General features: G+C 71.0%; 24 protein-coding genes. 14 read left to right on the top strand and 10 right to left on the bottom strand.

What is annotated here, in order from left to right:
- Nucleotides 1-72: 72 nt before the first annotated feature.
- The 3 genes from ADL03_RS22840 to ADL03_RS22830 all read left to right on the top strand — a co-directional run bounded on the left by ADL03_RS22840 (nucleotide 73) and on the right by ADL03_RS22830 (nucleotide 1,828).
- On the top strand, nucleotides 73-810 hold the full coding sequence (locus tag ADL03_RS22840; protein ID WP_053735543.1) for a DUF4397 domain-containing protein: 738 nt from the start codon (nucleotides 73-75) through the stop codon (nucleotides 808-810).
- On the top strand, nucleotides 810-1,334 hold the full coding sequence (locus tag ADL03_RS22835) for a class F sortase (protein WP_082373382.1): 525 nt from the start codon (nucleotides 810-812) through the stop codon (nucleotides 1,332-1,334). Before ADL03_RS22840 ends, ADL03_RS22835 begins: the two co-directional genes overlap by 1 nt.
- An 89-nt stretch (nucleotides 1,335-1,423) precedes the next feature.
- Nucleotides 1,424-1,828 (top strand): hypothetical protein, encoded by a 405-nt coding sequence (locus ADL03_RS22830; RefSeq protein WP_053735542.1) that lies wholly within the window; start codon nucleotides 1,424-1,426, stop codon nucleotides 1,826-1,828.
- 12 nt (nucleotides 1,829-1,840) lie between these two features.
- On the opposite strand, the gene ADL03_RS22825 is transcribed toward ADL03_RS22830, so the two are convergent.
- The gene (locus tag ADL03_RS22825; RefSeq protein WP_053735541.1) at nucleotides 1,841-3,544 is read right to left on the bottom strand and encodes a dihydroxy-acid dehydratase; all 1,704 of its coding nucleotides are present in this window, start codon (nucleotides 3,542-3,544) and stop codon (nucleotides 1,841-1,843) included.
- A gap of 333 nt (nucleotides 3,545-3,877) precedes the next feature.
- Here ADL03_RS22825 and ADL03_RS49725 point away from each other — a divergent pair, with 333 nt between their 5' ends.
- The 5 genes from ADL03_RS49725 (at nucleotide 3,878) to ADL03_RS22805 (ending at nucleotide 8,474) form a co-directional block, all read left to right on the top strand.
- Nucleotides 3,878-4,207 (top strand): DUF6292 family protein, encoded by a 330-nt coding sequence (locus tag ADL03_RS49725; protein WP_053735587.1) that lies wholly within the window; start codon nucleotides 3,878-3,880, stop codon nucleotides 4,205-4,207.
- A 187-nt stretch (nucleotides 4,208-4,394) separates the two neighbouring features.
- On the top strand, nucleotides 4,395-5,564 hold the full coding sequence (locus ADL03_RS22815) for an ROK family protein (RefSeq protein ID WP_053735540.1): 1,170 nt from the start codon (nucleotides 4,395-4,397) through the stop codon (nucleotides 5,562-5,564).
- 253 nt (nucleotides 5,565-5,817) lie between these two features.
- Complete coding sequence (locus ADL03_RS47305; RefSeq protein WP_197288558.1) at nucleotides 5,818-5,958, top strand: lasso RiPP family leader peptide-containing protein; 141 nt, start codon at nucleotides 5,818-5,820, stop codon at nucleotides 5,956-5,958.
- Between the two features lie 144 nt (nucleotides 5,959-6,102).
- Complete coding sequence (locus tag ADL03_RS22810) at nucleotides 6,103-7,758, top strand: asparagine synthase-related protein (RefSeq protein WP_157529100.1); 1,656 nt, start codon at nucleotides 6,103-6,105, stop codon at nucleotides 7,756-7,758.
- Nucleotides 7,755-8,474 carry a lasso peptide biosynthesis B2 protein gene (locus ADL03_RS22805; RefSeq protein ID WP_053735538.1) on the top strand — a complete coding sequence of 240 codons (720 nt, stop codon included), beginning with the start codon at nucleotides 7,755-7,757 and terminating at the stop codon, nucleotides 8,472-8,474. The genes ADL03_RS22810 and ADL03_RS22805 overlap by 4 nt, the downstream gene beginning before the upstream one ends.
- A 37-nt stretch (nucleotides 8,475-8,511) precedes the next feature.
- Here the strand turns inward: ADL03_RS22805 and ADL03_RS47300 are convergent, their stop codons facing one another.
- From ADL03_RS47300 to ADL03_RS22795, 3 genes are all read right to left on the bottom strand, one after another.
- Nucleotides 8,512-8,655 carry a hypothetical protein gene (locus tag ADL03_RS47300; RefSeq protein WP_157529098.1) on the bottom strand — a complete coding sequence of 48 codons (144 nt, stop codon included), beginning with the start codon at nucleotides 8,653-8,655 and terminating at the stop codon, nucleotides 8,512-8,514.
- Nucleotides 8,656-9,224: 569 nt separating this feature from the next.
- Nucleotides 9,225-11,378, bottom strand: a complete 2,154-nt coding sequence (locus tag ADL03_RS22800; protein WP_053735537.1) for an MMPL family transporter — start codon at nucleotides 11,376-11,378, stop codon at nucleotides 9,225-9,227.
- A 5-nt stretch (nucleotides 11,379-11,383) separates the two neighbouring features.
- Nucleotides 11,384-11,935, bottom strand: coding sequence for a TetR/AcrR family transcriptional regulator (locus tag ADL03_RS22795; RefSeq protein WP_053735536.1), 552 nt, complete (start codon nucleotides 11,933-11,935; stop codon nucleotides 11,384-11,386).
- A 242-nt stretch (nucleotides 11,936-12,177) separates the two neighbouring features.
- On the opposite strand from ADL03_RS22795, the gene ADL03_RS22790 reads away from it, so the two are divergent.
- The 4 genes from ADL03_RS22790 (at nucleotide 12,178) to ADL03_RS22775 (ending at nucleotide 17,786) form a co-directional block, all read left to right on the top strand.
- Nucleotides 12,178-12,468 (top strand): DUF1905 domain-containing protein, encoded by a 291-nt coding sequence (locus tag ADL03_RS22790; RefSeq protein ID WP_053735586.1) that lies wholly within the window; start codon nucleotides 12,178-12,180, stop codon nucleotides 12,466-12,468.
- Between the two features lie 81 nt (nucleotides 12,469-12,549).
- Entirely contained in the window at nucleotides 12,550-13,998 is a 1,449-nt protein-coding gene (locus ADL03_RS22785; protein WP_053735585.1) for a PP2C family protein-serine/threonine phosphatase, read from the top strand.
- Complete coding sequence (locus ADL03_RS22780; RefSeq protein ID WP_053735535.1) at nucleotides 13,995-15,008, top strand: B12-binding domain-containing protein; 1,014 nt, start codon at nucleotides 13,995-13,997, stop codon at nucleotides 15,006-15,008. Before ADL03_RS22785 ends, ADL03_RS22780 begins: the two co-directional genes overlap by 4 nt.
- Before the next feature lie 156 nt (nucleotides 15,009-15,164).
- Nucleotides 15,165-17,786, top strand: a complete 2,622-nt coding sequence (locus tag ADL03_RS22775) for a BTAD domain-containing putative transcriptional regulator (protein ID WP_053735534.1) — start codon at nucleotides 15,165-15,167, stop codon at nucleotides 17,784-17,786.
- Here the strand turns inward: ADL03_RS22775 and ADL03_RS22770 are convergent.
- The gene (locus ADL03_RS22770; RefSeq protein WP_231642134.1) at nucleotides 17,736-19,706 is read right to left on the bottom strand and encodes an MDR family MFS transporter; all 1,971 of its coding nucleotides are present in this window, start codon (nucleotides 19,704-19,706) and stop codon (nucleotides 17,736-17,738) included. The genes ADL03_RS22775 and ADL03_RS22770 overlap by 51 nt on opposite strands.
- Nucleotides 19,707-19,852: 146 nt before the next feature.
- On the opposite strand from ADL03_RS22770, the gene ADL03_RS22765 reads away from it, so the two are divergent.
- Nucleotides 19,853-20,185: a putative quinol monooxygenase gene (locus ADL03_RS22765; protein WP_053735533.1), complete on the top strand. Its 333-nt coding sequence runs from the start codon at nucleotides 19,853-19,855 to the stop codon at nucleotides 20,183-20,185.
- 16 nt (nucleotides 20,186-20,201) lie between these two features.
- Here the strand turns inward: ADL03_RS22765 and ADL03_RS22760 are convergent, their stop codons facing one another.
- The 5 genes from ADL03_RS22760 to ADL03_RS22740 all read right to left on the bottom strand — a co-directional run bounded on the left by ADL03_RS22760 (nucleotide 20,202) and on the right by ADL03_RS22740 (nucleotide 23,657).
- Nucleotides 20,202-20,450: a hypothetical protein gene (locus ADL03_RS22760; RefSeq protein ID WP_053735532.1), complete on the bottom strand. Its 249-nt coding sequence runs from the start codon at nucleotides 20,448-20,450 to the stop codon at nucleotides 20,202-20,204.
- Nucleotides 20,451-20,476: 26 nt separating this feature from the next.
- On the bottom strand, nucleotides 20,477-21,145 hold the full coding sequence (locus ADL03_RS22755; RefSeq protein WP_053735531.1) for a CE1759 family FMN reductase: 669 nt from the start codon (nucleotides 21,143-21,145) through the stop codon (nucleotides 20,477-20,479).
- A complete protein-coding gene (locus ADL03_RS22750; RefSeq protein WP_231642132.1) occupies nucleotides 21,142-21,567 on the bottom strand; it encodes a MarR family winged helix-turn-helix transcriptional regulator in 426 nt (141 codons plus the stop codon). Before ADL03_RS22750 ends, ADL03_RS22755 begins: the two co-directional genes overlap by 4 nt.
- A 10-nt stretch (nucleotides 21,568-21,577) precedes the next feature.
- A complete protein-coding gene (locus tag ADL03_RS22745; protein WP_053735530.1) occupies nucleotides 21,578-22,735 on the bottom strand; it encodes an LLM class flavin-dependent oxidoreductase in 1,158 nt (385 codons plus the stop codon).
- Nucleotides 22,736-23,003: 268 nt separating this feature from the next.
- Complete coding sequence (locus tag ADL03_RS22740; RefSeq protein ID WP_053735529.1) at nucleotides 23,004-23,657, bottom strand: type 1 glutamine amidotransferase domain-containing protein; 654 nt, start codon at nucleotides 23,655-23,657, stop codon at nucleotides 23,004-23,006.
- A gap of 106 nt (nucleotides 23,658-23,763) precedes the next feature.
- Here ADL03_RS22740 and ADL03_RS22735 point away from each other — a divergent pair, with 106 nt between their 5' ends.
- Nucleotides 23,764-24,645, top strand: coding sequence for a LysR family transcriptional regulator (locus tag ADL03_RS22735; protein WP_053735528.1), 882 nt, complete (start codon nucleotides 23,764-23,766; stop codon nucleotides 24,643-24,645).
- Nucleotides 24,646-24,657: the final 12 nt, after the last annotated feature.

Here is a 24,657-nt window from a genome sequence, read left to right as displayed (position 1 = left end):
CGGGCGGCAGGACGCGGGAAATGTCGGTGCGGCGCGCTACCGTTGGTCTCGTCCGGTGAGGGGAGGTCTGGCGTGCGGTTGATCGCCGTTGTGCTGTTGTTGCTGCTGAGCGCCGCGCCTGCGCAGGCGGCCAGCGGCACGTACATCCGCGTCGGGCACTTCTCGATGGACCAGGCGCGGGTCGAGGTGAGCCTGGACGGGACGAAGCTCGGCAGCTTCGACTACGCCGCGCTCGACGACTACCGGCGGGTCGCGCCGGGCGAGCACGTCGTCGAGTTCCGCACGGCCGACCCGAACGCGCCGTTGCTGCGCTCGGTGCTCGTGCAGGCCGGCGAGGGCAAGGCGTACACGGTGGTCGACCTGGCGAGCTCGATGAAGGTGCTGGAGGACGACGTCAGCCTGCCGGTCAACGGGCAGGCGCGGCTGCGGGTGATCAACGGCGGCGACGCCGAGATGGACCTGGTCCGCGCCGGTGCGTTCATCCACCGCACCGTGCAGGCGAACAGCTCGACCGGGTACGTGGTCCTGCTGCCGGACGACGACCCGTTGCAGGTCCTCCCGCGCGGCAAGGACTCGACGCAGCTCGACGTGACGATCGAGCCGGGCGCCGTGTACTCGGTGCTGGTGAGCGCCCGGCGCATCGAGCTGCGGACGGACGCGAAGGGCGCCGAGGTCGTGCCCGGCGGCGGGCAGGAGACCGGGTTCGGCGGCATGGCCGGTGGCTGGGACTGGCTGTCGGCGCTGGTCATCGCGCTGGTCGTGGGCATCGCGATGTACTCGGTGCGTGGCCGGATGTTCCGGTTCGGCTGATGAGCAAGGGCAAGCTCGTGATGGCCGCGGCCATCGTGGTCACGCTGATCTACGTCGTCAAGGGTCCCGGCGCGGGGCAGGCGCCGGAGCCGGTGACCGTGCGGATCCCGGCGATCGGGGTGGAGACGACGTTGCAGGCCCTCGCGGTCGACGGCTCGGGGGCGCTCGAACCGCCGACGCGCTCCGACCAGGCGGGCTGGTACGCGAAGGGCGTGAAACCGGGGGACGCGGGCCCGGCGGTGATCGCGGGCCACGTCGACTCGAAGACCGGGCCCGGGGTGTTCTTCCGGCTGCCGGAACTGCGGCCGGGCGCCGAGGTGCTGGTGGAACGCGAGGACGGCAGCTCGCTCACGTTCGTGGTGCAGAAGTCCTACTCGGCGCAGAAGACGGCGTTCCCCACCGCGGGCGTGTACGGGCCGACGCCGTTGTCGGAGCTGCGGCTGGTCACGTGCGGCGGCGACTTCGACCGCGTGGCGGGCAGCTACCGCGACAACGTGATCGTCGAAGCGGTGCTGAAGGTCTGACCGTGCCGCCAGGCGGCTTTGAACGGTTGCACACCTGACCGGGGCACGCGGGTTGGGTTGCAGCCGAGGGGGATCAAAGGGGGACGACTGTGTTCAGGTTCGCGTTGGGGTTCTTCGGCGTGCTCGCGGTGGCCGGCGGCGCGCTGCTGTCCGTGCTCCACCTGTGGGGCGGCGACACCGCGCCCGAGCTCGCCGAGGCCGCCTGGCTGGTGACGCTCGCCGGTCCGATCGCGCTCGGCTGCTTCATCGCCGGGCTGGTGCCCAAACCGGTCCGCATCCGGGTGGTCGCCGGGTTCCTCGTGATGCTGATCGGGTTCAACCTCTCGGACAACCTCGCGAAGCTGGTGTCCCTGATGGCCGACCAGGGTGAGCAGCGTGACCACCTGCACCACGGCGTGTTCGGTCTCGTGTGGCTGCTCGGCGGACCGGCCTTCCTGTGGACGGCGCTGAAGTCCCGGTGGCCGGTCGCACCGCCGGCCGAACAGCCCGGCTGACCCGGCCGGCGGTCAGTGCGACTCGCGGCTGACGTCCGAGCCGCTGGACCCGAGGAGGAAGTCCAGGTCAGCTCCGGTGTCCGCGCCGAGCACGTGGTCGACGTAGAGCCGCTCCCAGCCACGTGCGGGCGCCGCGAACGCCGCCGTCATCTCCTGGCTCGGCGTGCGGTCGAGGAAGTCCGGTGCCTCCACGTCGATGCGCCGGTTCGCCACGTCGAGCACGATGACGTCACCGGTGCGCACCAGGCCGAGCGGTCCGCCCGCGGCCGCCTCGGGGGCCACGTGCAGGACGACCGTGCCGTACGCGGTGCCGCTCATGCGCCCGTCGCAGATCCGGACCATGTCGCGCACGCCCTGCTCCAGCAGCTTCTTCGGCAACGGCATGTTCGACACCTCCGGCATGCCGGGGTAGCCGCGCGGGCCGCAGCCGCGCAGCACCAGCACGGAGTCCGCGTCCACGTCGAGGTCCGGGTCGTCGATGCGGGCGTGGAAGTCCTCGATGCTGTCGAACACCACGGCCTTTCCCCGGTGCTGCAACAGGTTCGGCGAGGCGGCCGCCGGTTTGACCAGGGCACCGCTCGGGGCGAGGTTGCCGCGCAGCACCGCGATGCCGCCCTCGGCGATGATCGGCGCGGACCGGCTGCGGATCACCTCGGCGTCCCAGATGGGGGCGTCGTCCAGGTGTTCGACCAGCGGGCGGCCGGTGACCGTCAGGCCGTGCGGGTCCAGCAGGTCGCGCACCTCGCGCAGCACGGCGAGCAGGCCACCCGCGCGGTGGAAGTCCTCCATCAGGAACCGGCCGGCGGGCTGCAGGTCCACCAGCAGCGGTACACCGGAACCGATGCGGTCGAAGTCGTCCAGCGTCAGGTCGATGCCGAGGCGGCCCGCGATGGCGAGCAGGTGCACCACGGCGTTGGTCGACCCGCCGATCGCCGCGAGCGCCACGATCGCGTTGTGGAAGGAGGCCCTGGAGAGAAACGTGCTGGGCCGCCGGTCCTGTTCCACGAGCTCGACCACCAGCCGGCCGGTGCCGTGGGAGGCTTCGAGCAGCCTGCTGTCCGGCGCCGGGGTGCCCGCGACGCCGGGGACGACGGTGCCGAGCGCCTCCGCCACCAGCGCCATCGTCGAGGCGGTGCCCATGGTGTTGCAGTGGCCGCGGCTGCGGATCATCGCCGACTCGGAGCGGTTGAACTGCTCCTGCGACAACGTGCCCGCGCGGACCTCCTCCGACAGCCGCCAGACGTCCGTGCCGCAGCCCAGCGGCACCCCGCGGAACGTGCCGGTCAGCATCGGCCCGCCGGGCACGACCACCGCCGGGATGTCGACGGACGCGGCGGCCATCAGCAGCGCCGGGATCGTCTTGTCGCACCCGCCGAGCAGCACCACGCCGTCGACCGGGTTGGCGCGCAACATCTCCTCGGCGGCCATCGCGGCCATGTTGCGCCACAGCATCGCCGTCGGGCGGACGTTGGTCTCCCCGAGCGACACGACCGGCAGGTTCAACGGGATCCCGCCGGCCTCCCGCACCCCGTTCGACACGGCCGCGGCGACCTCGTTGAGGTGCGCGTTGCACGGTGTGAGGTCGGAGGCGGTGTTGGCGATGGCGATCTGCGGCCGGGAGAACGCGTCGTCCGGCGTACCGCGGCGCATCCAGGCCCGGTGGATGTAGGCGTTGCGGTCGTCTCCGGCGTACCAGTGCTCGCTGCGCAGGCCCACGGTCGTCTCCTGGGAACTCGTCGCTGCCCGGTCGGAAGCGCTGCGGGACGGTGCTCGTGCGATCCCGAGCGTATCCGGACTTCGGCGCCGCTGGACGATCTTCCCGGCGCCGGAGGAGATAGGGGCAGAGCTGTCCTCGACGCTGGCGGAGCGCGCCGGTCGGCGCCGAAGTCGTGCACGCGTACGCGGAGGGTGAGTTTCCAAGGCCGCCGGGCTGCTCCTTGCGGGCGTTGTGGCGGCTTCGCCGTTTTTCACACCCCGAAACGGGGTACACCGGCCCTGCGTCAAGCAGTCGGCGTTGTTGCCCCGTTGGTGTGAGAGGTGGTGACGGCCATGATGACGCCGGCTTTGGACTACGCACTGCGCGTCACGCGTGAGCTCGGCCTGAGCGGTGAGTCCTCCTGTGTCGACCGGGACAAGCCACTGCGCGTGTACATCGCGGTGGAGGGACGACTGCCGGACCACCCCGACCGGGAGGTGGCGCTGCTGTGGACCGAGTGCCACGGCTGGGCGATCGCGGTCGAGGAGCCGGGCACGGCGGAGCTCACCGTGGTGGAACACCTCGGGGGAGCGGTCGAACCGCCACCGCGCACGGTGGCGCGGTGGGTGCGGCGCGTGCTCGCGGGCGGGCATCGGCTACCGGACGTCGCACGTGCCGGATGACCTGAATTTGGCCTTTTAGTGTCCACTTTTGCCGCATGATTCGATGCATTGCCGACGAGTTCGGAATTGCCAAGTGGAGTGGCATGAACGGATGATTGCTCCATCAAGTCGACATCGCGTTCAGATTGAAGTGGTGGTGCTAGCCTGAGGTACTTCGACAATCGAATTCCTCAGAAGGACACCGCCCATGCGCGACGCACGTGAGTTGCTCGAACAGGCGGCCTCAGTGCGTGAGAGCCTCAAGAAGGTCATGGTCGAGGTCATGGTCAAGCCTGGCAACCAGGTGCAGTTGTCCAAGCGCGCCGGTTACTCCCAGGGACTGGTGTCCGAGGCGATCAAGGAGCTGGGTCGCCTCGGCGTGGTGGACCGGTCGCGGGGCGACAAGGTGCGGCTCGGCGAAATGCGCGGTGTCGCGGTGGGCATCGACATCGGCTTCAACCACACCTCCGTCGTGGCGCGCCCGCTCGGCCACGCGGCGGAGGAGGCCACGAAGCGGCGCAGCCAGCCGGGCGTGAACCTGGGGATGGCTCAGCTGCTGCCGACCGTGCTGGCGATGGTCGAGGAAACGGTCGCCGACACCGAACACGACATGGGCGAGGTCGTGTCCGCCGGTCTCGCCGTGCCGCGCATGGTCGACTCGCGCACGGGCCGGTTCACCGAGCCGGTGCTGCCGCCGTGGGATCCCGCCGACGACCCGGCGGCATTGTTGTCGCAGGCCCTGTCGGTGCGGGTCGCGGTGGACAACGACGCGAACCTCGGCGCGTTGGCGGAGCAGGTCTACGGGTCGGACGAGCCGGTTGAGCACATCGTGTACGTGAAGGCGTCCACCGGTGTCGGCGCCGGCATCATGCTGGGACCGAACCTGGTGCGCGGCCAACGCGGCATGGCCGGCGAACTCGGACACCTGGCCGTCGACCTCAACGGGCGGATGTGCTTGTGCGGCGGGCGCGGGTGTCTCGACACCATGGTCGGCGCGGACGCGTTGCTCGCGAAGGTGAGGCAGTCGCACCGTGGCACGAACCGCGAGAACCCGGACTCGCTCGCGGACCTGATCGCCAGGGCGAAGGACGACGACGCGGTGTGCCGCCGGGTCCTCAACGACGCGGGCCGGGTGCTGGGCTTCGGCCTTGCCCAGCTGTGCAACCTCTTGAACCCGCACCGGATCGTGATCGGTGGAGAGCTCGCTGCCGCGGGAGACATGGTGCTCGGTCCGTGTGACTACGAACTGCGGCGTCACGCTTTGCACGGCGCGACCAGCGAACCGCTCGACTTCGAGCTCGGGTTGAGCGCGCTGAGCCCGCATGCGGAAGCTCACGGTGCTCTCGTGCTCGGCCTCCGTTCTTGGACTTCAAATTGAAGTCGTTTCCTGGGTGTGGATTCAGTTCATCGTTCAGAATTACCTTTGTCGACGATCAGTAACATCTCACTCATTGGTGTGGATATCGGAAGTGTGAGCAGGGTATTCAAGCGTGACTGCATGCGGGATAGTCTAGGCTCCTCGCCTGTCGCTCAGCGTCTCCGGGGCGGCACTCTCCGCTACCCTGATACCACGAGGCAATCCGATGTCCTTCTTGCGACTTCTTTCGCTGCTGGCCACGCGTCCTCCGAAAATGAGGAAGACCACCCGGTTCCACGTCGTGGACGTGGACTACGAACCGCCTGTGCTCGAAACGCCGGGCCACGTCCGGCGAATCACGCTGGGCAGTTCGCCGAGCGGCAACGCCGACGCGAACTCGCAGTACTACTGGTGAGACCGGAACGGCGTTGAGCCCGTGCAGTCCACCGCTGAGCACCCCAGCCTCGTCGGCACCTTTCCGTGCCACGGCTCCGGCCCTTTCGTTGTCGCGGGTCCGTGGCACCGGGGCGAACTGCGTTCGATCGAATGCGCCGGTGCGGTGCTGACCCTGATCGGTCAGTGCCCCGTCGGCGACGACCAGGTCCGCCAAGACCTCGCCGAGGCGATCCGGACCGGCGAACTGACCGCACTGACCAGGTGGCCGGGCAGTTACCTGGTGCTGGTCCGCACCCGCGACGAGCTCGTCGCCTTCAGCGATCTCGCGGGTCAGCACCCGCTCTACTTCCACCACGACGGCACCAGGCTGGTGTTCGGCACCGGGTTGCTCGCCACGGCGGCGGCCGCGGGCCTGCCCGCTGCACCAGACGCCGAGGTGGTGCTGGCGGAGATCTTCTGCGCCGCGGTTCCGTCCCTGGTTCCCGGCCGGACACCGGTGGTGGGTGTGCGGCGGCTGGAAGCCGCTCAGGCGATGCGCGTGACCGCCGCCGGAGACCTGCGCCTCTGGACCTACGACGAACTCGGCCACGACGAGGGGCAGGACGTTGCCGGCTGTGCCGCTGGTCTTGCCTCGGAGCTGGACACCGCGGTCGGCTGGCGGATGCGCGCTCACCCCCGGGTGAGCGCGGACTTCAGCGGTGGACTCGACTCGACGTCGGTCGCCTTCCTCGCAGTGCGGCACCGTCAGGACCGCCGGCTTCCGGTCTTCGTGTACAGCCACCCGGCTGCGGATGCCGGCGACCTGCCGCACGCGCTGTCCGGCGCTCGGCTCAACCCGTTGCTGGAACTGACGGTGGTGCGGGGCGGCAGCGACACGCTGGCATACCAGGACCTCACCGCGGCGGCACCGACGGACGTGCCCGACTTCGCGGTAGCCGTGCACGCGCGCAACCGGTTGCGGCTCAGACATGCCGCGGCCTCGGGCAGTTTCCTGCACCTCGGCGGCGAAGGTGCCGACGCGCTGCTGGTGGCGCCGCCGGCCTACCTCGGTGACCTCGCCGGACGGTTCCAGTTCCGGCAACTCGTGGCGGACGCCTCCGCCTGGGGCGCGGCGCGGCAGGAGTCGTCCGCCGCGATCGTCGCTCGTGCGGTGCGCCTCGCGAAGACGTCGATGTCCGCGGCGCTGCGGCTGTACGCGACCGAGCTCGACCGGTCGCACGTCAGGCATCCCAGGTGGATCGACGCCATCTCGTGGTGGCCCGGGCCCGGCGTGGAATCGAGCTGGCTCGCTCCGCGCGCACGGACGACCCTGGTCGAGCTGGTGAGACAGCGGGCCGAAGCGGTCCGGGGCGACGAACGGCGCGGGGTGGCGGACTTCCAGGCCGCGCACGACCTGCGGCGGTCCGCCGAGGTTCAGCACCGGCTGGACCGGCTGGCCCGCGAGCACCGGATCTGGCCGCAGGCGCCGTTCCTGGACAACAACGTGATCCGCGCGTGCACACGTGTGCCGACTCGGCAACGGGCGCAGGGCGCCACGCTCAAACCGCTGCTGCGCGAGGCGATGCGCGAACGAGTGCCTTCCGCGGTGCTGACGCGTCAGTCGAAGGGCAACTACTGCGCCGAGGACAACCTGGGCGTGCGGCGTGCCGCACGGGAACTCCGCCAACGCCTGCCCACCTCACCGCTGGCCGAGCTCGGCCTGATCGATCCGGATGCCGTGCTTTCGACCCTGCACCGGGCTTCGGCCGGCACGGAGATGCCGTTTCCGGCGTTGAACCGGTTGGTGGCGTATGACGTGTGGCTGCGGTGCATGTCATGACCGGCCCGGTTCACCTGCCGTCGCACCTGCACGTCGCGGACGGGCAGGACGGGATGGCATACGTGCTCGACGGCCACTCAGGCCGGTGGATGGTGCTCAACTCCACGGCAGCGCGTTTGTGGCGGACAGTCGTGGAGGCCGGTGATGTCGAAACGGGAGTCGACCTGCTTGCGGAGAGCTTTCCCCCGACGACGGTTGACCGGTTCCGTTCCGATGCGCACGACGTGGTGAACCAGATGTTCGCCAACCGGTTGCTGGCCACCGGTCCAGGCGGTCAACCAGGATGGACTGCCGCGAAGGGGCGCACGTCCGGCGTGGTGCAGGCGACCGCACGCACCTCCGCGGCGACGGCGGTGCTCGCGGGGTGGAGCCTGCTCATGGCCTTGTTGTTGCTGCGCTTGCCTTTCCGGTACACCCTGCGGGTTGTCGGCGTGCTGGCCGAGAAGTGGTGCACGCGTCCGGCGAGCTGCGCGGAGGCGTTGAGCGCGGTCGCGTCGGTGGAGTCTGCCGCTGACCGCTACCCGGGTCGTGCCGCCTGCCTGGAACGGTCGCTCGGGGCCGTGTTCGCCGCCGGAGTGCGGCGACGGAGGATGTCGTGGGTGATGGGCGTCGCGGAGAACCCCAACCGGTTCCACGCCTGGGTGGAGTTCGACGGCAAGGTCGTCACCCGCTCCACCCACTCGCAGCCGCCGTTCATCCGGGTTCTGCGCGTGTGACGACGGGACGCCGGGAGTGGGCCGGCGTCCCGTTCGCTCACCTGACCAGCGCGTCGAGCACGAGGCGGCCGTCCAGTACGAGCACGACCACCACGATGACGATCACCGACCGGACACCGCGTGCGGCCCTGACGATCTCGGGCCAGCCACAGCACGCGGTGAACTTCACGCGCAGCTCCATACCGCTCTCCTTCTGAGGTTGTGTCCAGCGTGCAACGGAAAGCCCGTGGCCGCGAACACGACAGCGATCATCGGATGCGGTGGCGGCGTTCAGTTTGGAGAAGTGCATTCGGACCCGTTGAGCGTCAGCGTGAATCGCCCGGATCGCCCTTGGTCGCCGTGTCTGTTCAGTTCGAACCGGTTCGGCCGTGCGCGAGGTGCGGTGGGAGTTCTCCGGCGGGAATGGACAGTCGCCTGGACACCGCCTGCCGGCGAACTGCCTTCACGGCGGTGAATCATCGATCCGAACCGCGGATGGTCCGTTCGTCGTGCGCCTGACACGGTTGTGAACCGTGGTCTCGCTCCCACGGCACGTGCCCACATCGCCGGGGCAGACTTCGAGATTCCCTGGACGAAGCTCGAAACTTCACTCGGATGGAGTATGAGGCAGCCTGTGCGTGGTGGTCATCAGGCCTGCCGATGTCGACGAGCTGAGTGGCCAGGACTCGTCGAGAGCACCACCTCGGTGGGACGTGACACGTCCGTCATGCCCGCGAGCAGACCACGGGCATGACGGACGTGTCAGCGGAATCAGCTCACCGCAACGGTTTCCTGCGGCTTCTTCGCGGCCGGCATGGCGTCGAGCGCGGTGCCCTCGACGTCGAGCTCGGGCAGCCAGCGCAGCCACGAGGGCAGCCACCAGGCGCGCTCGCCGATCAGGGCCAGCGCGGCGGGCACGAGGATCATCCGCACCACGAAGGCGTCCACGAAGATGCCCGCGGCCAGTGCGAAGGCGATGGACTTCACCGTCGGCTCACCGGCGGGGACGAAGCCCGCGAACACCGAGAACATGATCAGCGCCGCGGCCACGACGACCGGTGCGGCCTGGCGGAAGCCGGTGGTGATGGCCTCCAGCGGGGACGCGCCGCGGTGGTGCGCCTCGTGCATCCGCGACACCAGGAAGATCTGGTAGTCCATGGCGAGGCCGAACAGGATGCCGATCACCAGGATCGGCGTCAGGCTGATCAACGGGCCGGTGCCGTCGAGGTTGACCGCGTCGGCGAGCCAGCCCCACTGGAACACCGCCACCGTCGCGCCGAGGGAGGCGCCGATGGTCAGCAGGAAGCCGAGCACGCCCACCAGCGGCACCAGCAGCGAGCGGAACACCAGCACCAGCAGCACCAGGGCCAGGCCCACGACGACGGCCAGGTAGATCGGCAGCGCTCGGTCCAGCGAGGTGGCCACGTCGACGCTCACGGCGGTGGCGCCGGTGACGTAGGCCTTGCCGCCGTCCAGGCCGGCCAGTTCGGCGCGCAGGTCGGCGACGAGCTGTTCGGTGGCCGCGGTGTCCGGGCCGGACTTCGGGATCACGGTGAGCAGGGCGGAGTTGCCGTCGGCGCTGGGCTGGGCGGGCGTCACGAGTGCGACGTCGGTCAGCTTCGCGATCGGCCCCGCGGCCTTCGTGGCCGTGGCGGCGGCGTCGGAGCCCTCGACGAGCACGATGATCGGGCCGTTGAAGCCCTCGCCGAACCCGCGGGCCAGCAGCTGGTCGGCGCGTTCCTGCGTGGAACCGGCCGGCGGCTTCTGGATCAGCGTGGTGTCCATGGACGCCACCGGGATCGAGGCGATGCCGAGCACGACGACCGAGAGCAGCAACGCCGTGACGCGGCGCTTGGTGACCAGGCCGGCCCAGCCGCGGATGACGCCGCGGTCCTTCGGCTCGACGTCGGTGGACGCGCGTTCCTTGCGGGTCAGCACGCGGCGGCCGAGCATGCTCAGCACCGCGGGCACCAGCGTGATGGCGATCAGCACCGCGACGACGATCGTGGCGGCGGCCGCGACACCCATCTGCGTGAGGAACGGGATGCCCGCGATCACCAGGCCGACCAGCGCGATCACGACGGTCAGACCGGCGGTGACGACGGCGGAACCGGCGGTGCCGACCGCGGTCGCGACGGCGTGGCCGACGTCGGCGCCCCGGCGCAGCTCCTGGCGGTAGCGGTTGATGATGAACAACGCGTAGTCGATGCCGACCGCGAGCCCCAGCATCGAGGCGAGGATCGGCGTGGTCGACTGCAGGTCCAGGAACCCGCTGGTGATGGTGATGCCGAGCGTGCCGATGCCGACGCCGATACCGGCGGACAGCAGGTTCATGCCGGCGGTCACCAGTGAGCCGTAGGTCAGCGCGAGGATGACCAGCGCGAGCACCACACCGATGGCCTCGGTCGGGCCACCGACGTGCGGCGGCGCCTGCATCGCGGTACCGGAGACCTCGATCGTCAGCCCGGTCGCCCGCGCCTTGTCGACGGCACCGAGCAACGCCGTGCGCTGGTCGGCGGTGACCTCACCGGGCTTCACGTCGTAGGTGACGGTGCTGTAGCCGGTGTCGACGTCGCGGTTGACGCTGGGCTTCGCCGGGTCGAGCGGGTTCGTCGCCGACGAGACGCCGTCGAGCTTGCCCAGGTCCGCCACCAGTTCGGTGACGGCCTTGGCGTGCGCGGGCAGCTTGTCCTGCGCGTGCACGACGACGCGGGCCGACGCGGTCTCGCCGGTGCCGAACGTCTGCTGGATGCGTTCGAGCGCGGTGGTCGACTCCTGGCCGGGGATGGACATCGAGTTCGACGTCTCACCGCCGAGCGTGAACGCGCCGACGCCGGAGCCGACCAGCACGAGCAGCCAGATCAGGACGACGGGGAGGCGGTGCCGGTGGGCACCCAGTCCGAGCCGGTAGAGCAGTTTCGCCATGGTGTTCAGGCCTCCCGGTGCCCGAGTGCGTCTGTGCAGGTTGCGAGGATCAAGGGGCGCCACGTGGTCTTCTCGCCGACCTGGTTGGCCAGCAGCGTCAGCACGGCCATGGCGCTGAGCGCGCCGACGATCCGGACGGCGCGCTCCGGCTCGTTCCCGGGGTCGACGACGAACATCTCGTTGAGCAGCAGCTCGTCCTGGCCCTGCTGGGGGTCCTCGCCCGGTGCGGTCATCGAGCGGAACATCAGGGAGACCAGGCCGGGCCGGTCGAGCGCGTAGTCGGTGAGGAGCTCCAGCGCCCTGCGTTCACGTGCGGGTCCCGGCGGCATCGGCGAGACGAGGTCGACGACGTGGCGGCACAGCTCCCGGCTGTGCTCCCACGCCGCTCCGAACAGGGCGTCCTTGCTCGGGAAGTGGTGCAGCAGCCCCGCCTTGGACAGGCCGGCGGCGTCCGCGAGGGCTTTGAGCGAGGTCTGCTCGAAGCCGTGACGGGCGAACAACGCGGCTGCGGCGTCGAGGATGGTCTCGTCGACACCGGTCCTGGACAGGCGTGGCATGCGACCGACTTTACGGTGTTTACCGACCGGTTCGGTAGGTAAACCGACCGATCTGGTCGGTGGTGTTCGTCACCGTAACGGAGGAACGGCTTGGTTTGATGACGGTAGATCCATAACCGCCTGTCATCAGAAGACGCGAGTGGGCACCACATCAACGTCCCGTGGTGAACGACCGGCTACGGAACGCCAGCAAGGCCGGAAGCCGCCACGGTGTCCGGCGCGCGGTGCGGGACAATCCGCGGATGTTCGTTTTCGACGCCGAGCTCTGGATCTGGGACGCCCGCCGCATGGACACCTGGACCTTCGTGACCCTCCCCGGGGACGTCTCGGACGAGATCCGCGACCTGGCCACGCCGGGCGCGGGCTTCGGGTCGGTCAAGGTGCGGGCCGGCGTCGGCAGCAGCAGATGGTCGACGTCGGTGTTCCCGGACAAGGCGAGCGGCTGTTACGTCCTGCCGGTCAAGGCCGCGATCCGCAAGAAGGAGGGCGTCGGTCCCGGCGACATGATCGAGGTAACAGTCGAGGTCGTCTGAGCTCTGCTACCCACGGCGCGCGGCGGTCAAACGTTGTCGGTGATCGGCCGCGGATGACACACTCCAGGCGTGGTCGCGGTCATGAACTGGTTGCGTTCGCCGTGCCCCGCACTCGTCGTCGATTCCGCCGGTGCCGTGCACGGCATGAACGAGGCAGCCAGAAACCTCTTTCCCCAGCAGGTCTCCGAGCCGCAATGGCGGCACGGCGAGTCCGTGCGGGTCGCCGAGCGCAGCTACGCGGCCCACCGGGTGGATAACGAGGACGGCTCCGTCACCTGGTGGTTGCTGGACGAGACGGACCTGGAGCTCGAACGGGCGCGCACGGCGCTGCTGACGCGGATGTCCAGCGCGCTGATGACCTCGCTCAACCCGGAGCGGTGCATGAACGTGGTGGCGGAGCTCGCCGCCACCCACCTCGCGGACGAGGCGCTCGTGATCGCGCCGCGGGCCGACCACGGCCACCCGATCACGCGGTGCGTGCGGGGCGGGACGCCGACGCACGAGCTGCAGCACCTCGACGTCGAGGAGGTCATGGGGCTCAGCGAGGCGTTGCGCGGCTTCCCGCCGGTGCCGTCGCGGTGGATCGACCCGGCCGCGGCGCCGGACTGGCTGGCCAGGGACGTGGTGTCGATCGTCGTCACGCCGCTGCCCGGTCATGGGGTGCCGGCCGGTGCGTTGATCCTCGTGCGGCGGGACAAGCAGTTCAGCGAGGGTGAGGAGGCGTTCGCGCGGCTGTTCGCCTCGCGTGCGGGTGTCGCGATGTCGGCGGCGAGCCTGTTCACCCAGCAGGCGGTGATCACGGAACGGCTGACCCGGGACCTGCTGCCGCCGGTGCTGCGCCGCTACGACAAGGTCGAGCTGGCCGGGCGGTACCGGGCGGCCGCGGAGTCCGAACGGGTCGGCGGCGACTTCTACGACGTGCACGAGCTGCCCGGCGACGAGCTGTTCGTGGTGCTCGGCGACGTGTGCGGCAAGGGGCTCGACTCGGCCGTGCAGACCGGCAAGGTGCGCACGACCCTGCACGCGCTGCTGCAGGTCGTGGACGACCACGACCGGATGCTGCGCGCGCTCAACCAGGCGTTGCTGACCACCGACCAGTCCCGCTTCATCACCGTGGTCGTCGCCACGGTCCGTCCCGTCGACGAGGGGCTGCACCTCACGCTGACCTCGGGCGGCCACCCGCCGCCGCTGATCGTGCGCGCGGACGGCGCGGTCGAGCCGGCCAAGACGCGCGGCACGCTCGTCGGCATCCTGCCGGAGATCAAGACGACCACCGACGAGGTGCTGCTCGGGCCGGGCGACTCGTGCCTGCTCCACACCGACGGGATCATCGAGGCCGTGGGCGGCCCGCTCGGCGACGAGGAGTTCGGCGAGGAACGGCTGCGGCGCGCGCTGACGGCGTGCGGCGGCATGCCGGCCGAGGCGCTGGTCGAGCACGTGCACATGCTCGCGGCGAACTGGGTCGGCACGGGCGCTCACGACGACATCGCGGTGGTGGCGATCACCGCTCCGCGGCGGAGGTCCAGGTGAAGGCGCTCGACGCGCTGTGGGAGGCCGTCGTCGACGGCGACGAGCACCACGCGACCGACGTCGTGCTCGCGGCGGCCGAGGAGCACGGGCACGAGCACGTGCTGCTCGACGTGATCGGCGGCGTGCAGCAGCGGGTCGGCCGGGAGTGGGCCGCGAACCGGATCAGCGTGGCGCAGGAGCACGCCATCACCGCGATCAACGAACGCGCGGTCACGGCGCTGACGCTCACCCGGCCGCGGCAGAAGCCGGTGCACGGGCGCGTCACGGTCGCGTGCGTGGACGGCGAGTGGCACGCGTTGCCCGCACGGTTGCTGGCGGAGGTGCTGTCGCTGCGCGGTTTCGCCGTCGACTACCTGGGCGCGCAGGTCCCGACGCCGCACCTGATCACGTACCTGCACCGCACCGGTCCGGACGTGGTGGCGCTGTCCAGCTCCATCGCGACCCGGCTGCCGTCCGCGCACGCCACGATGACGGCGTGCCAGGCGGCCGGCGTGCCGGTGATGGTCGGCGGGGCCGCGTTCGGCGTGGACGGCGACTACGCGCGGCGCTTCGGTGCCAACGCCTGGGCCGCCAACGCCCGTTCCGCCGCGGACATGCTGGTGTCGCGGTCGTTGCCGCTGCCCAGCACGCCGCACCAGCCGATCGACCACCTGCCGCACCTGGCCGACCAGGAGTACACCCTGGTCAAGCGCACCGCGAACGACCTGGTGCGCTCGGTGTACCGCGGGCTGGCCGACCGGGTGCCCGCGATGCGCTCCTACGACGACGAGCAACGGCAGCGCACCGCGGAGGACCTCGCCCACATCGTGGAGTTCCTCTCGACCGCGCTCTACCTGGACGACGACGGGTTGTTCCGCGGCTTCCTGTCGTGGACCAGCGAGGTGCTCACCGCGCGCGGAGTGCCCGCGCAGGTGCTGCCACCCGCACTGGAGCTGCTGTCGGCGCAGCTGCGGGACTTCCCGCGCGCGCAACGGATGCTGGGTGCCGCGGCCTGGAACGTCGCCGTCTAGGACACAGGTCCCAGGTCACGCCGCGAGGTGGTCCTCGGTGGACAGCCGGTGGTGGAAGGCCCCTGGGCTGATGGGTTTGTGGGTTGGGGCCTTCCACCGCTGTCACAGTGCCCGGCCGACCTAGGATGAACCTGGAATCTGCTGCTGGGGGTTGACTTGGAGTTCCGGCTGCTCGGCGCCGTCGAGGTTCGTGACCAGGGCGAACTGGTCGACGCCGGACACGTGCGGCAGCGGTCGGTGCTGGCCGCACTGCTCGTTGAGGCAGGACGTCCGGTGCCGGTGGACCGGCTGCTGGACCGGGTCTGGGGCGAGCGAGCGCCGCTGCGGGCCCGCGAGACGCTGTACGGGTACGTGTCGAAGCTGCGGCGGTTCGCCAGGATCGACCGCGAGCCGGGCGGCTACCGGCTGACCGTCCCGCCCGAGCAGGTCGACCTGTTCTGCTTCCGCGCACTCGTGCGGCAGGGCCGGCTCGACGACGCTTTGCTGCTGTGGCGCGGCGATGCGCTGCAGGGCCTGGAGTCGGAGTGGTTCGACGTGCTGCGCGAGAGCCTGCACGCCGAACGCGTCGCGGCCGAACTGGACCGCAACGACCTCGCGCTCGCCGGGGGACGGCACGCGGCGCTGCTGCCGCAGCTGCGGCAGCAGGCCGAGCTGCGGCCGCTCGACGAACGCCTTGCGGCACAGCTGATGCAGGCTCTGCACCGGACGGGCAACGACGCGGAGGCGTTGCGGCACTACGAGAACCTGCGGCACCGGCTCGCCGACGAGCTGGGTGTGGACCCGAGCAAGCCGGTGCGGGAGGTGCACCGGCGCATCCTCGCCGGCGAGCCGGCCGGTGACGTGCCGCGCCAGCTGCCCGCACCGCACCCGTGGTTCACCGGACGCGCCAGGGAGCTGGCCGAGCTCGGCGACGGCACGGTGGTGATCACCGCGCTCGGCGGCACGGGCGGCATCGGCAAGACCGCGCTGGCGCTGCACTGGGCGCACCGCAACCTCGGCGCGTTCCCGGACGGCCAGCTGTACGTGAACCTGCGCGGCTTCGACCCGTCGGCCGGTCCGACGCCGCCGGAGGTCGCGCTGCGCGGGTTCCTGGAGGCGCTGGGGGAGGAGTCGGTCCCGGACGGGCTGGACGCGCGGGCCGCCCGGTTCCGCAGCCTGGTGGCGGGCAGGCGGATGCTCGTGGTGCTCGACAACGCGCGGGACACCGAGCAGGTCGTGCCGCTGCTGCCGGGCCCGGACGCGACGGTGCTCGTCACGAGCCGGCTGCGGCTCCCGGGACTGGTGGCGGCACACGGCGCGCGGTCGGTGTCGCTGGACGTGCTCGACCCGGCGGACGCGCGGGCGTTCCTGGAGGCCAGGCTCGGTGCCGACCGGGCCGCACCCGAGGTGGTCGCGGACCTGGTGAGCTGGTGCGGCGGGCTGCCGCTGGCGTTGTCGATCATCGCGGCGCGCGCGGCGATGGAACCGGACTTCCCGCTGACCGCGCTCGCCGACGAGCTGCGCGCCGAGCAGGACCGGCTGGACGCCCTGGACGCGGGTGAGATCGGCACGAACCTGCGCGCGGTGTTCTCGTGGTCGGTGGCGGCCCTGTCGGAGGCGGCGGCGCGGGTGTTCGGCCTGCTCGGGGTCGTGCGCACGGGCGACGTGAGCCTCGCGGCGGTGGCGGCGCTGGCCGGCCTCGGCGTGCCGCGGACGCGGGTGGTGTTGCGGGAGCTGGAGAACGCGCACCTCGTGCAGCAGCACGTGCCCGGCCGCTACCGGATGCACGACCTGGTGCGGCTGTACGCGGCGGACCTCGGCTCCGCGGAGGGCACCGAGCGGCTGGTCGGCTTCTACGCGGCCACCGCGCGGGCGGCCGCGCTGGCGCTGGAACCGCACAAGACGGTGCCGGAGCACGAAAGCCCGTACGCGCTGGAGTTCACGGACGCCGCGAGTGCGATGGCGTGGTTCGACGCCGAGCACGAGTGCCTGATGGCGGTGCAACGGCGTGCGTCCCACGACGTCGCGTGGCTGCTCGGCCGGTCCATGAACAACTACCACCTCCGGCGCGGCCGCACGCACGACGACGTCGACGCGTGGGAGGTCGCGCTGAGCGCCGCGGAGGCGCTGGACGACCCGGTGAAGCGGGCGACCGCGCACATGTGCCTGGGCGTCAACCACGTCGAGCTGGGCCAGTCGGCACGGGGGCACGAGCACCTCGACCGGAGCCTGGAGCTGTTCGGGCCGACCGGCGACCACACCGCGCTGGGCGCCGCGCACCGGGCGGTGGCGTGGGCGGCGGAGTTCGAGGGCGCCCTGGAGACGGCGCTGGAACACTCGCTGAAGGGCCTGGAGTGCTTCCGCGCGGCCGGTGAGGACGTCCGCGAGGCGGAGTCGCTGAACGAGGTCGGCTGGCGGTACGCGTGCCTCGGCCGGTACGCGCAGGCACGGTCCTACTGCGACGAAGCCATGCTGCTGCACCGGAAGCTCAACCACCCCGAGGGCGCGGCGGCCACGCTGGACAGCCTCGCGCACATCGCCCACCACGACGGCCGTGACGCCGACGCGGTGGCGCACTACCGCGAGGCGCTGGCGCTGTACCGCTCGCTGGACAACTCCTACGAGGAGGCGACCGTGCTCGCGCACCTCGGTGACGTGCTCGTCGCGGTGGGCGAGCACGCCGAGGCACGGGCGTCGCTGGCGCGCGCGGCCGAGCTGTACGAGGCGCAGGGCCGCGCGGCGGAGGCGTCAGACGCGGCTCATCGCGCGGCCGCTCTCGATCAGCTCGTCGGTGAATGAGTCGAGCGCCCGCGCGAAGTCGCGGTGGTCGGGTTCGTGCCAGTCCTCCAACTGGTCGAGCAGCCACCGCCGCCACGCGCGCACGAGCTGTGTGAACACCTCCGCGCCCAGGTCGGTGAACCGGTAGCCGTCGTCGTTGAACGCCAGGTGCCCGGAGCGGACCAGCGCCTGCGCGGTGGGCGCGAAGATGCCGCCGGGCACCCTGGTCAGCTCGGCGATCTCGTCGAGCGTCGCCACGCCGTCGTCGGTCGACGCCCGGTAGATCCGGCCGAGCAGCCACGCCTGCTCCAGCGGCAGGTCGACGCCCGAGCGCCGCAGCACGGCCGCACCGGGGTCGTCCGCGGACCTCGACACCACCGTGGACACCAGCTTGCGCAACTCGTCGTAGGAGTTCGACGGCGGTGCCGCGAAGCTCTCGCCCACACCGCTGTTGCCCGTCGCGGCCGCGCGCGAGGTGTCCCGCAGCGGCACCTCGGGCAGGAACACGGCGACCAGCAGTGCGACGAGCCCGATCGGCGCGGCGATCAGGAACATCATCTGCACCGTCTCGGCGTACCCGGCGACGATCGGCGCTTTGACGACGTCGGGCAGCGCGTGGACGGCCGCGGGGCTCGCGATCGCCCGCGGGTCCACGCCCTGCGGCACCACGAGGTGCTTCGGCAGCTGGTTGGCGTAGATCGTGCCGAAGATCGCGACGCCGAACGAGCTGCCCATCGTGCGCAGGAAGCTGATGCCCGAGGTCGCCACCCCGAGGTCGCTGTAGCTCGTGGTGCTCTGCACGACGATCACCGGCACCTGCATGACCAGCCCGATGCCCGCGCCCAGCACCATCATGAACAGGCCCATGAGCCAGTAGCCGGTGTCCGTGGCGAGGTTCGACATCAGGAAGAGGCCGACTGTCAGCACCGCGGAGCCGACGATCGGGAAGATCCGGTACCTGCCCGTGTGGCTGATCGTGTTGCCGGTCAGCAGCGCCGTGGCCATCAGCCCCGCGATCAACGGCAGCATCCACAACCCGGACGCCGTGGCCGACTCGCCGCGCACGTACTGCAGGTAGATCGGCAGGTACGTGATGCCGCCGAGCATCGCGAACCCGACGACGAAGCTCAGGACACCCGACACCGTGAACACCCGGCTGCGGAACAACCGCATCGGCAGCATCGGTTCCGCGGCGCGCTGCTCCACGAACACGAACGCCGCCAGCAGCACCACCGACCCCGCCGCCATCCACAGGATCGTCGGCGACGTCCACGGGTACTCCGTGCCACCCCAGCTCGTGACCAGCGTCAGCCCGGTCGCGGCGAGCGCGATCAGCGCGATGCCCGCGTAGTCGATCCGCGGCCGGGACTCGGTCCGGATGGTGGGCAGCGCGGCGACGGCGACGGCGATCACCACGACACCGAGCGGGATGTTGACGTAGAACGCCCACCGCCAGCTCAGGTGGTCCACGAAGAGCCCGCCCAGCAACGGCCCCGCCACCGTCGCGATGCCGAACACCGCCCCGGCGAACCCCTGGAACTTGCCGCGGTCCCTGAGCGGCACCACGTCCGCGATGATCGCCGTGGACGTCACCATGAGCCCGCCCGCGCCGAGCCCCTGCACCGCGCGGAACGCGATGAGCATCCCCATCGACTCCGACCAGCCCGCGAAGAACGAGCCGACCAGGAACAGCGCCACGCTGATCAGGAACGTCTTCTTGCGCCCGTAGAGGTCGCCGAACTTGCCGATCAGGACCGTCATGATCGTCTCGGCCAGCAGGTACGACGTCACCACCCACGACAGGTGCGCGCCGCCGCCGAGGTCCGCGACGATCGTCGGCAGGGCGGTGGAGACGATGGTCTGGTCGAGCGCCGCCAGCAGCATGGCGAGCAGGACGGCGGCGACGACCAGGTTCCGCCTGCGTGAGTCGATCTCGGGCACGGCGCCGATGATCGCGCAGGTTCGGGGGCCGCGCAGCGCGTGCACGGGCCCGGTGGCAGGCGGTCACCTGGTCGTGGCCCGGCAGGCGTTGCGCGGGGCGTGGCGGTGCGGCCTAGGGTCGGGGTACCACGCAGAAGGAGGCCGTCTTGATCTTCATCACCGCCAAGTTCCAGGTGCTGCCCGAGCACGCCGACGCCTGGCCGGAGATCTCCCGCGCGTTCACCGAGGCGACCAGGGCCGAGCCGGGCTGCCTGTGGTTCGACTGGTCGCGCAGCCTCGACGACCCCAACGAGTACGTGCTCGTGGAGGCGTTCCGGGACGGCGACGCGGGTGCGGCGCACGTGCGGTCGGAGCACTTCAGGAACGCGCAGGAGGAGCTGCCGCCCCACCTCGCGGAGACGCCGAGGATCGTGAACGCCGTGCTGGAGCAGGACGACTGGTCGCGGCTGGGTGAGATGGAGGTCGCGCCCCGCGGGTGAGACCGGGACCGGCCGGTCACTGCGGACCGAGCTGCGCCCGTCGGCTCGTGATCAACAGCAGCGCGGCGGCCACCGCGAGCCCCAGCGGCGCCCACGGCAGGTAGTAGTAGACCGGGCTGCCGGGCGCGAACGCACCGACCAGGGGACGCCGTGAACCCGTTCGACGCCGGGGTGGTGGCCTCCGCCGCCGGTCTTCCTGGAAGGCAACGGCGGCGCCGAATACGACGCCGCCGTTGTCCTGTACGAGAACGGGCTGCGCGCGCACGGGTCGCTCTCGCGCGGCGCGGACTTCTAGCTCGCGGCGCCGCCCGCGGCGAGGCGCATGAGGTCGGAGTCGAGGTCGATCGAGACCTCGGTCCCGCCCGCGCTGCCGAACTCGTGCTGGTAGCGGCCCCACGACTCCTCGCGCACCTGCTTCTCGAAGCCGGAGGCCATGAGCGCCACCAGTTCCAGCGCGGCCCGGTCGATGCGCTTGTTCAGCGCCGGGTCCGTCCAGTCCTCGGTCGCGGCGAACAGCGACGTCGGCACGACCACGGTCCGCAGGTAGGCGAACAGGCCGCGGATCTGGTCGTCGACGACGAGCGCGTGCCGTGCGGTGCCGGCGGTCGCGGCGAGCACGACGGGCTTCGCGATCAGCAGGTCGTTGTCGAGGACCTGGAAGAACGACGTGAACAGGCCGCTCGCGCCCGCCTTGTAGACCGGGGTCGACGCGACGATGGCGTCGGCGTGCTGCAGCGTGGCGATGGCCTTCTGCAGGCCGGCGCCGATGTGGTTGGACACCAGGGCGTTGGCGATCTCGGAGGCGAGTGTGCGCAGCTCGACCACCTGGGTCCGCACGGTCTGCGACCGCTGCCCGGCCAGTGCGGTGACCCGGCCGGCGACGCGGTCGGCGAGCAGGCGGGTGGACGACGGGTCGCTCGTGCCCGCCGACACGACGGCGAGCTGGAAGGTGGTGCTCATTGCTCCTCGCTCTGGCTGAGCTTGCCGCAGATCGCGGCGAGCTGGTCTAGTTCCCGCGGGGTCAGCACGCCCAACGCGCGCGTGACGCTGCGCGCGTGCGGGCGGCCGATCTCCTGCTGGGTCTTGCGGCCGGCCGGGGTGAGCGACAGGCGCACACCCCGGCGGTCACCGGGATCGGTGCAGCGGTCCACCAGCCCGCGGTCGACCAGGCGGTCGACCATGCGGGACAGGGCGGGCTGGCTGAGCAGCACGTGCCGGTTGAGCTCACTCATCCGAAGTGGACCGTCGCACTTGGACAGGGTGTAGAGCACGTCGTACTCGCGCATGCTCAGCTCACCCCACACGTCCTCGGCGTTGAACCGCTTCATCAGCACGGCGTAGGCGGTCATCAGTGACTCCCACGCCTCGTTCGCCCTGGTCACGGCCCTTACCTCACTCGGAGTCCTGGTAGGGCGAGCCGCCGGTGACGTTGTCGCCGCGGTTGGCGTTCGGGCGCGGCTGGCGGGCCGGTCCGTCGCCGTACTTGGCCTTGAGCCGCACCGCGTGCGTCGGCGGCTGGGCGGTCTCCGGGTCCTGCCGCGCCTCGATCTCCTTGCGCAGCACCGGAACCACCTCCTCGCCCAGCAGGTCGAGCTGGTTCAGCACGGTCTTGAGCGGCAGGCCGGCGTGGTCCATCAGGAACATCTGCCGCTGGTAGTCGCCGAAGTGCTCGCGGAACGTCAGCGTCTTGTCGATGACCTCCTGCGGGCTGCCGACCGACAGCGGCGTCTGCTCCATGAAGTCCTCCATCCTCGGCCCGTGCCCGTAGACCGGTGCCTCGTTGAAGTACGGGCGGAACTCGTCGAGCGCGTCCTGCGACCTCTTCGCGATGTAGGCCTGCCCGCCGAGACCGACGATGGCCTGCTTCTCCGTGCCGTGGCCGTAGTGCGCGTACCGCTGGCGGTAGAACTTGATCAGCCGCATGTAGTGCTCTTTGGGCCAGAAGATGTTGTTCGCGAAGAAGCCGTCGCCGTAGTAGGCGGCCTGCTCCGCGATCTCCGGCGTGCGGATCGACCCGTGCCACACGAACGGCGGCAGGTCGTCCAGCGGCCGCGGCGTGGAGGTGAAGCCCTGCAACGGGGTGCGGAACTTGCCCTCCCAGTCCACGACGTCCTCGCGCCACAACCGGTGCAGGAGGTTGTAGTTCTCCAGCGCCAGCGGCAGGCTCTGCCGGATGTCCGCGCCGAACCACGGGTAGACCGGGGCGGTGTTGCCGCGGCCCAGCATGAGGTCCATGCGACCCTTCGCCAGGTGCTGCAGCATCGCGTACTCCTCGGCGATGCGCACCGGGTCGTTGGTCGTGATCAACGTCGTCGCGGTGCTGACGACCAGCTTCTTCGTGGTCGCCGCGATGGCGGCCAGCAGGGTCGTCGGCGCGGACGAGAAGAACGGCGGGTTGTGGTGCTCGCCGATCGCGAAGACGTCGAGCCCGACCTCCTCGGTCTTCTGCGCGATCTGGACGATCGCGTCGATGCGCTCGGCCTCGCTGGGGGTCTCGCCGCTCACCGGATCCCTGGTGATGTCGCTCACCGAGAACACTCCGAACTGCACGGTCCCCGCCTCCTTCTGTCTGAAGTTCTATGCGTTTGCATCTACCTTAACGCGTGGGGGGCCGAGCTATTCCCGCCGCCCTGATCACCTGTTCAGAGGTGCGGGGCATCGGCGAGGTGCTGGTGAGGCGGGGCGGCGAGGTCGCGTGGGTGCCGGTGGTGCACCTGGTCGGGACGGTCGTCGCCGCCGACCGGCTGGCGGGTGGGCTCAAGGCCGTGTGCCGGTCGGCGGCGATCCGCCGGGTGCTCGGGGTGCTGCGGCTCCCGGTCTACAGGAGCGCGAGCACGGCCTGGGCGGTGGCGACGGTGGACTGCGGGTTCTGGCCGGTCACGAACCGGCCGTCGGTGACGACCGTGCTCGACCACGCCGGGCCCGTGGCGATCTTCGCGCCGAGCTCGCGCAGCCTGCCCTCGACCGAGTACGGCACGTCGAGGCCGCCCTGGCGTTCCTCCTCGTCGCTGAAGACGGCCATCTCCTTGCCCGCGAACACGAACTCGCCGTTCGCGCGCACCGCCGGGAGCAGGCCGGCCGGGCCGTGGCACAGGGCGGCAACGACCTTGCCGGTGTCGTGGAACTCGGTCAGCAGGCGGCCCAGGCCCGCGTCGAACGCCAGGTCGGTCATCGGGCCGTGGCCGCCGGGCACGTAGATGGCGTCGAAGTCGGCGGCGTCGACCTCGCCGAGGTTCGCGGGGTCGCGCGTGACGGCCGCGGCGGGCCCGGCGAAGTCGGTGCCCTCCAGGCTGCCGGCGTCGACGGTCGGGACCACGCCGCCCGGCGTCGCCACGGTGACCTCGGCGCCGCCCTCGGTGAGCACGCGGTGCGACTCGACGACCTCCTCCGCCCAGAAACCGGTGGGGTGGCTCGTGCCGTCCGCGAGCTTCAGCTCGTTCGCGCCGGTGACGACCATCAGGACCTTCTTCATCGTGCTTCCTCTCGCTGGGTGCTTGTCCGGCACAACCACAATCCCATCACGGATCATCCACCTCGGCAGCGCAAGCCATAAGCTGGCTTATGGCTGAGGAGTTGACGTGACGGACCTGGACCTGCTGGCGACCTTCCTGGAGATCTACCGCGGCGGCTCGCTCACGGCGGCGGCCACGCGGCGCGGGCTCACACAGCCCGCGGTGAGCGGCCAGCTGGCGCGGCTGGAGAACGAGGTGGGCGCGCGGCTGTTCGTGCGCGGCGGCCGCGGGGTGACGCCGACGCCGCGCGCGGACGAGCTGGCCCGGCGGGTGGGGTCGCACCTCGACCACCTGCGGTCGGCGCTCGACCCGGTCGCCGCACTGGAGGGCGTGGTGCGGATCGGGGGAGCGGCGGAGTTCATGACGGCCCGCGGGCTGCCGGCGCTGGCGCCGCTCACCCAGCGCGGGGTGCGGTTCGAGGTCACGCTCGGACTGGCCGCCGACCTGCTGGCCGCCCTGCGCGACGCACGGCTGGACGTGGTGCTCTCGTCGGTGCGCCCAGGAGCCGGGTTCACCGTCACGCCGTTCGCGGACGAGGAGTTCCTGCTGGTCGGGCCGCCGGTGCTGGCGCAGACGGTCTCGCCCGCGTTGCTCGCGGAGGACCCGGTGCGCGCGCTCGAACACCTTCCGCTGGTCGCGTACTCGGCGGACCTGCCGATCGTGCGGCGGTACTGGCGCAGCGAGTTCGGCCGTCGGCCACCGAACCCGGTCGCCGTGGTCGTGCCGGACCTGCGGGCGGTGCTGGCGGCGGTGGTCGCCGGGGCCGGGGTGTCGGCGTTGCCGCGCTACCTCGCGGAGCCCGCGCTCGCGACCGGGTCGGTGGAGCTGCTGCACCGGCCGGAGGTTCCGCCGTTGAACACGTTGTACCTGGTCACACGCGGTGAGCTGACCCCGGCCGTCGAGGTCGTCGTGGACCACCTGCGGTCACGCGACTGGACCGCACTCTGATCCGGCGGGATG

The organism is Nocardia sp. NRRL S-836 (genome assembly GCF_001279525.1).
Taxonomy (GTDB): Bacteria; Actinomycetota; Actinomycetes; order Mycobacteriales; family Pseudonocardiaceae; genus Lentzea.
The sequence above is the reverse complement of the archived record's forward strand: the minus strand, read 5'-3'. Positions and strand labels throughout refer to the sequence as shown.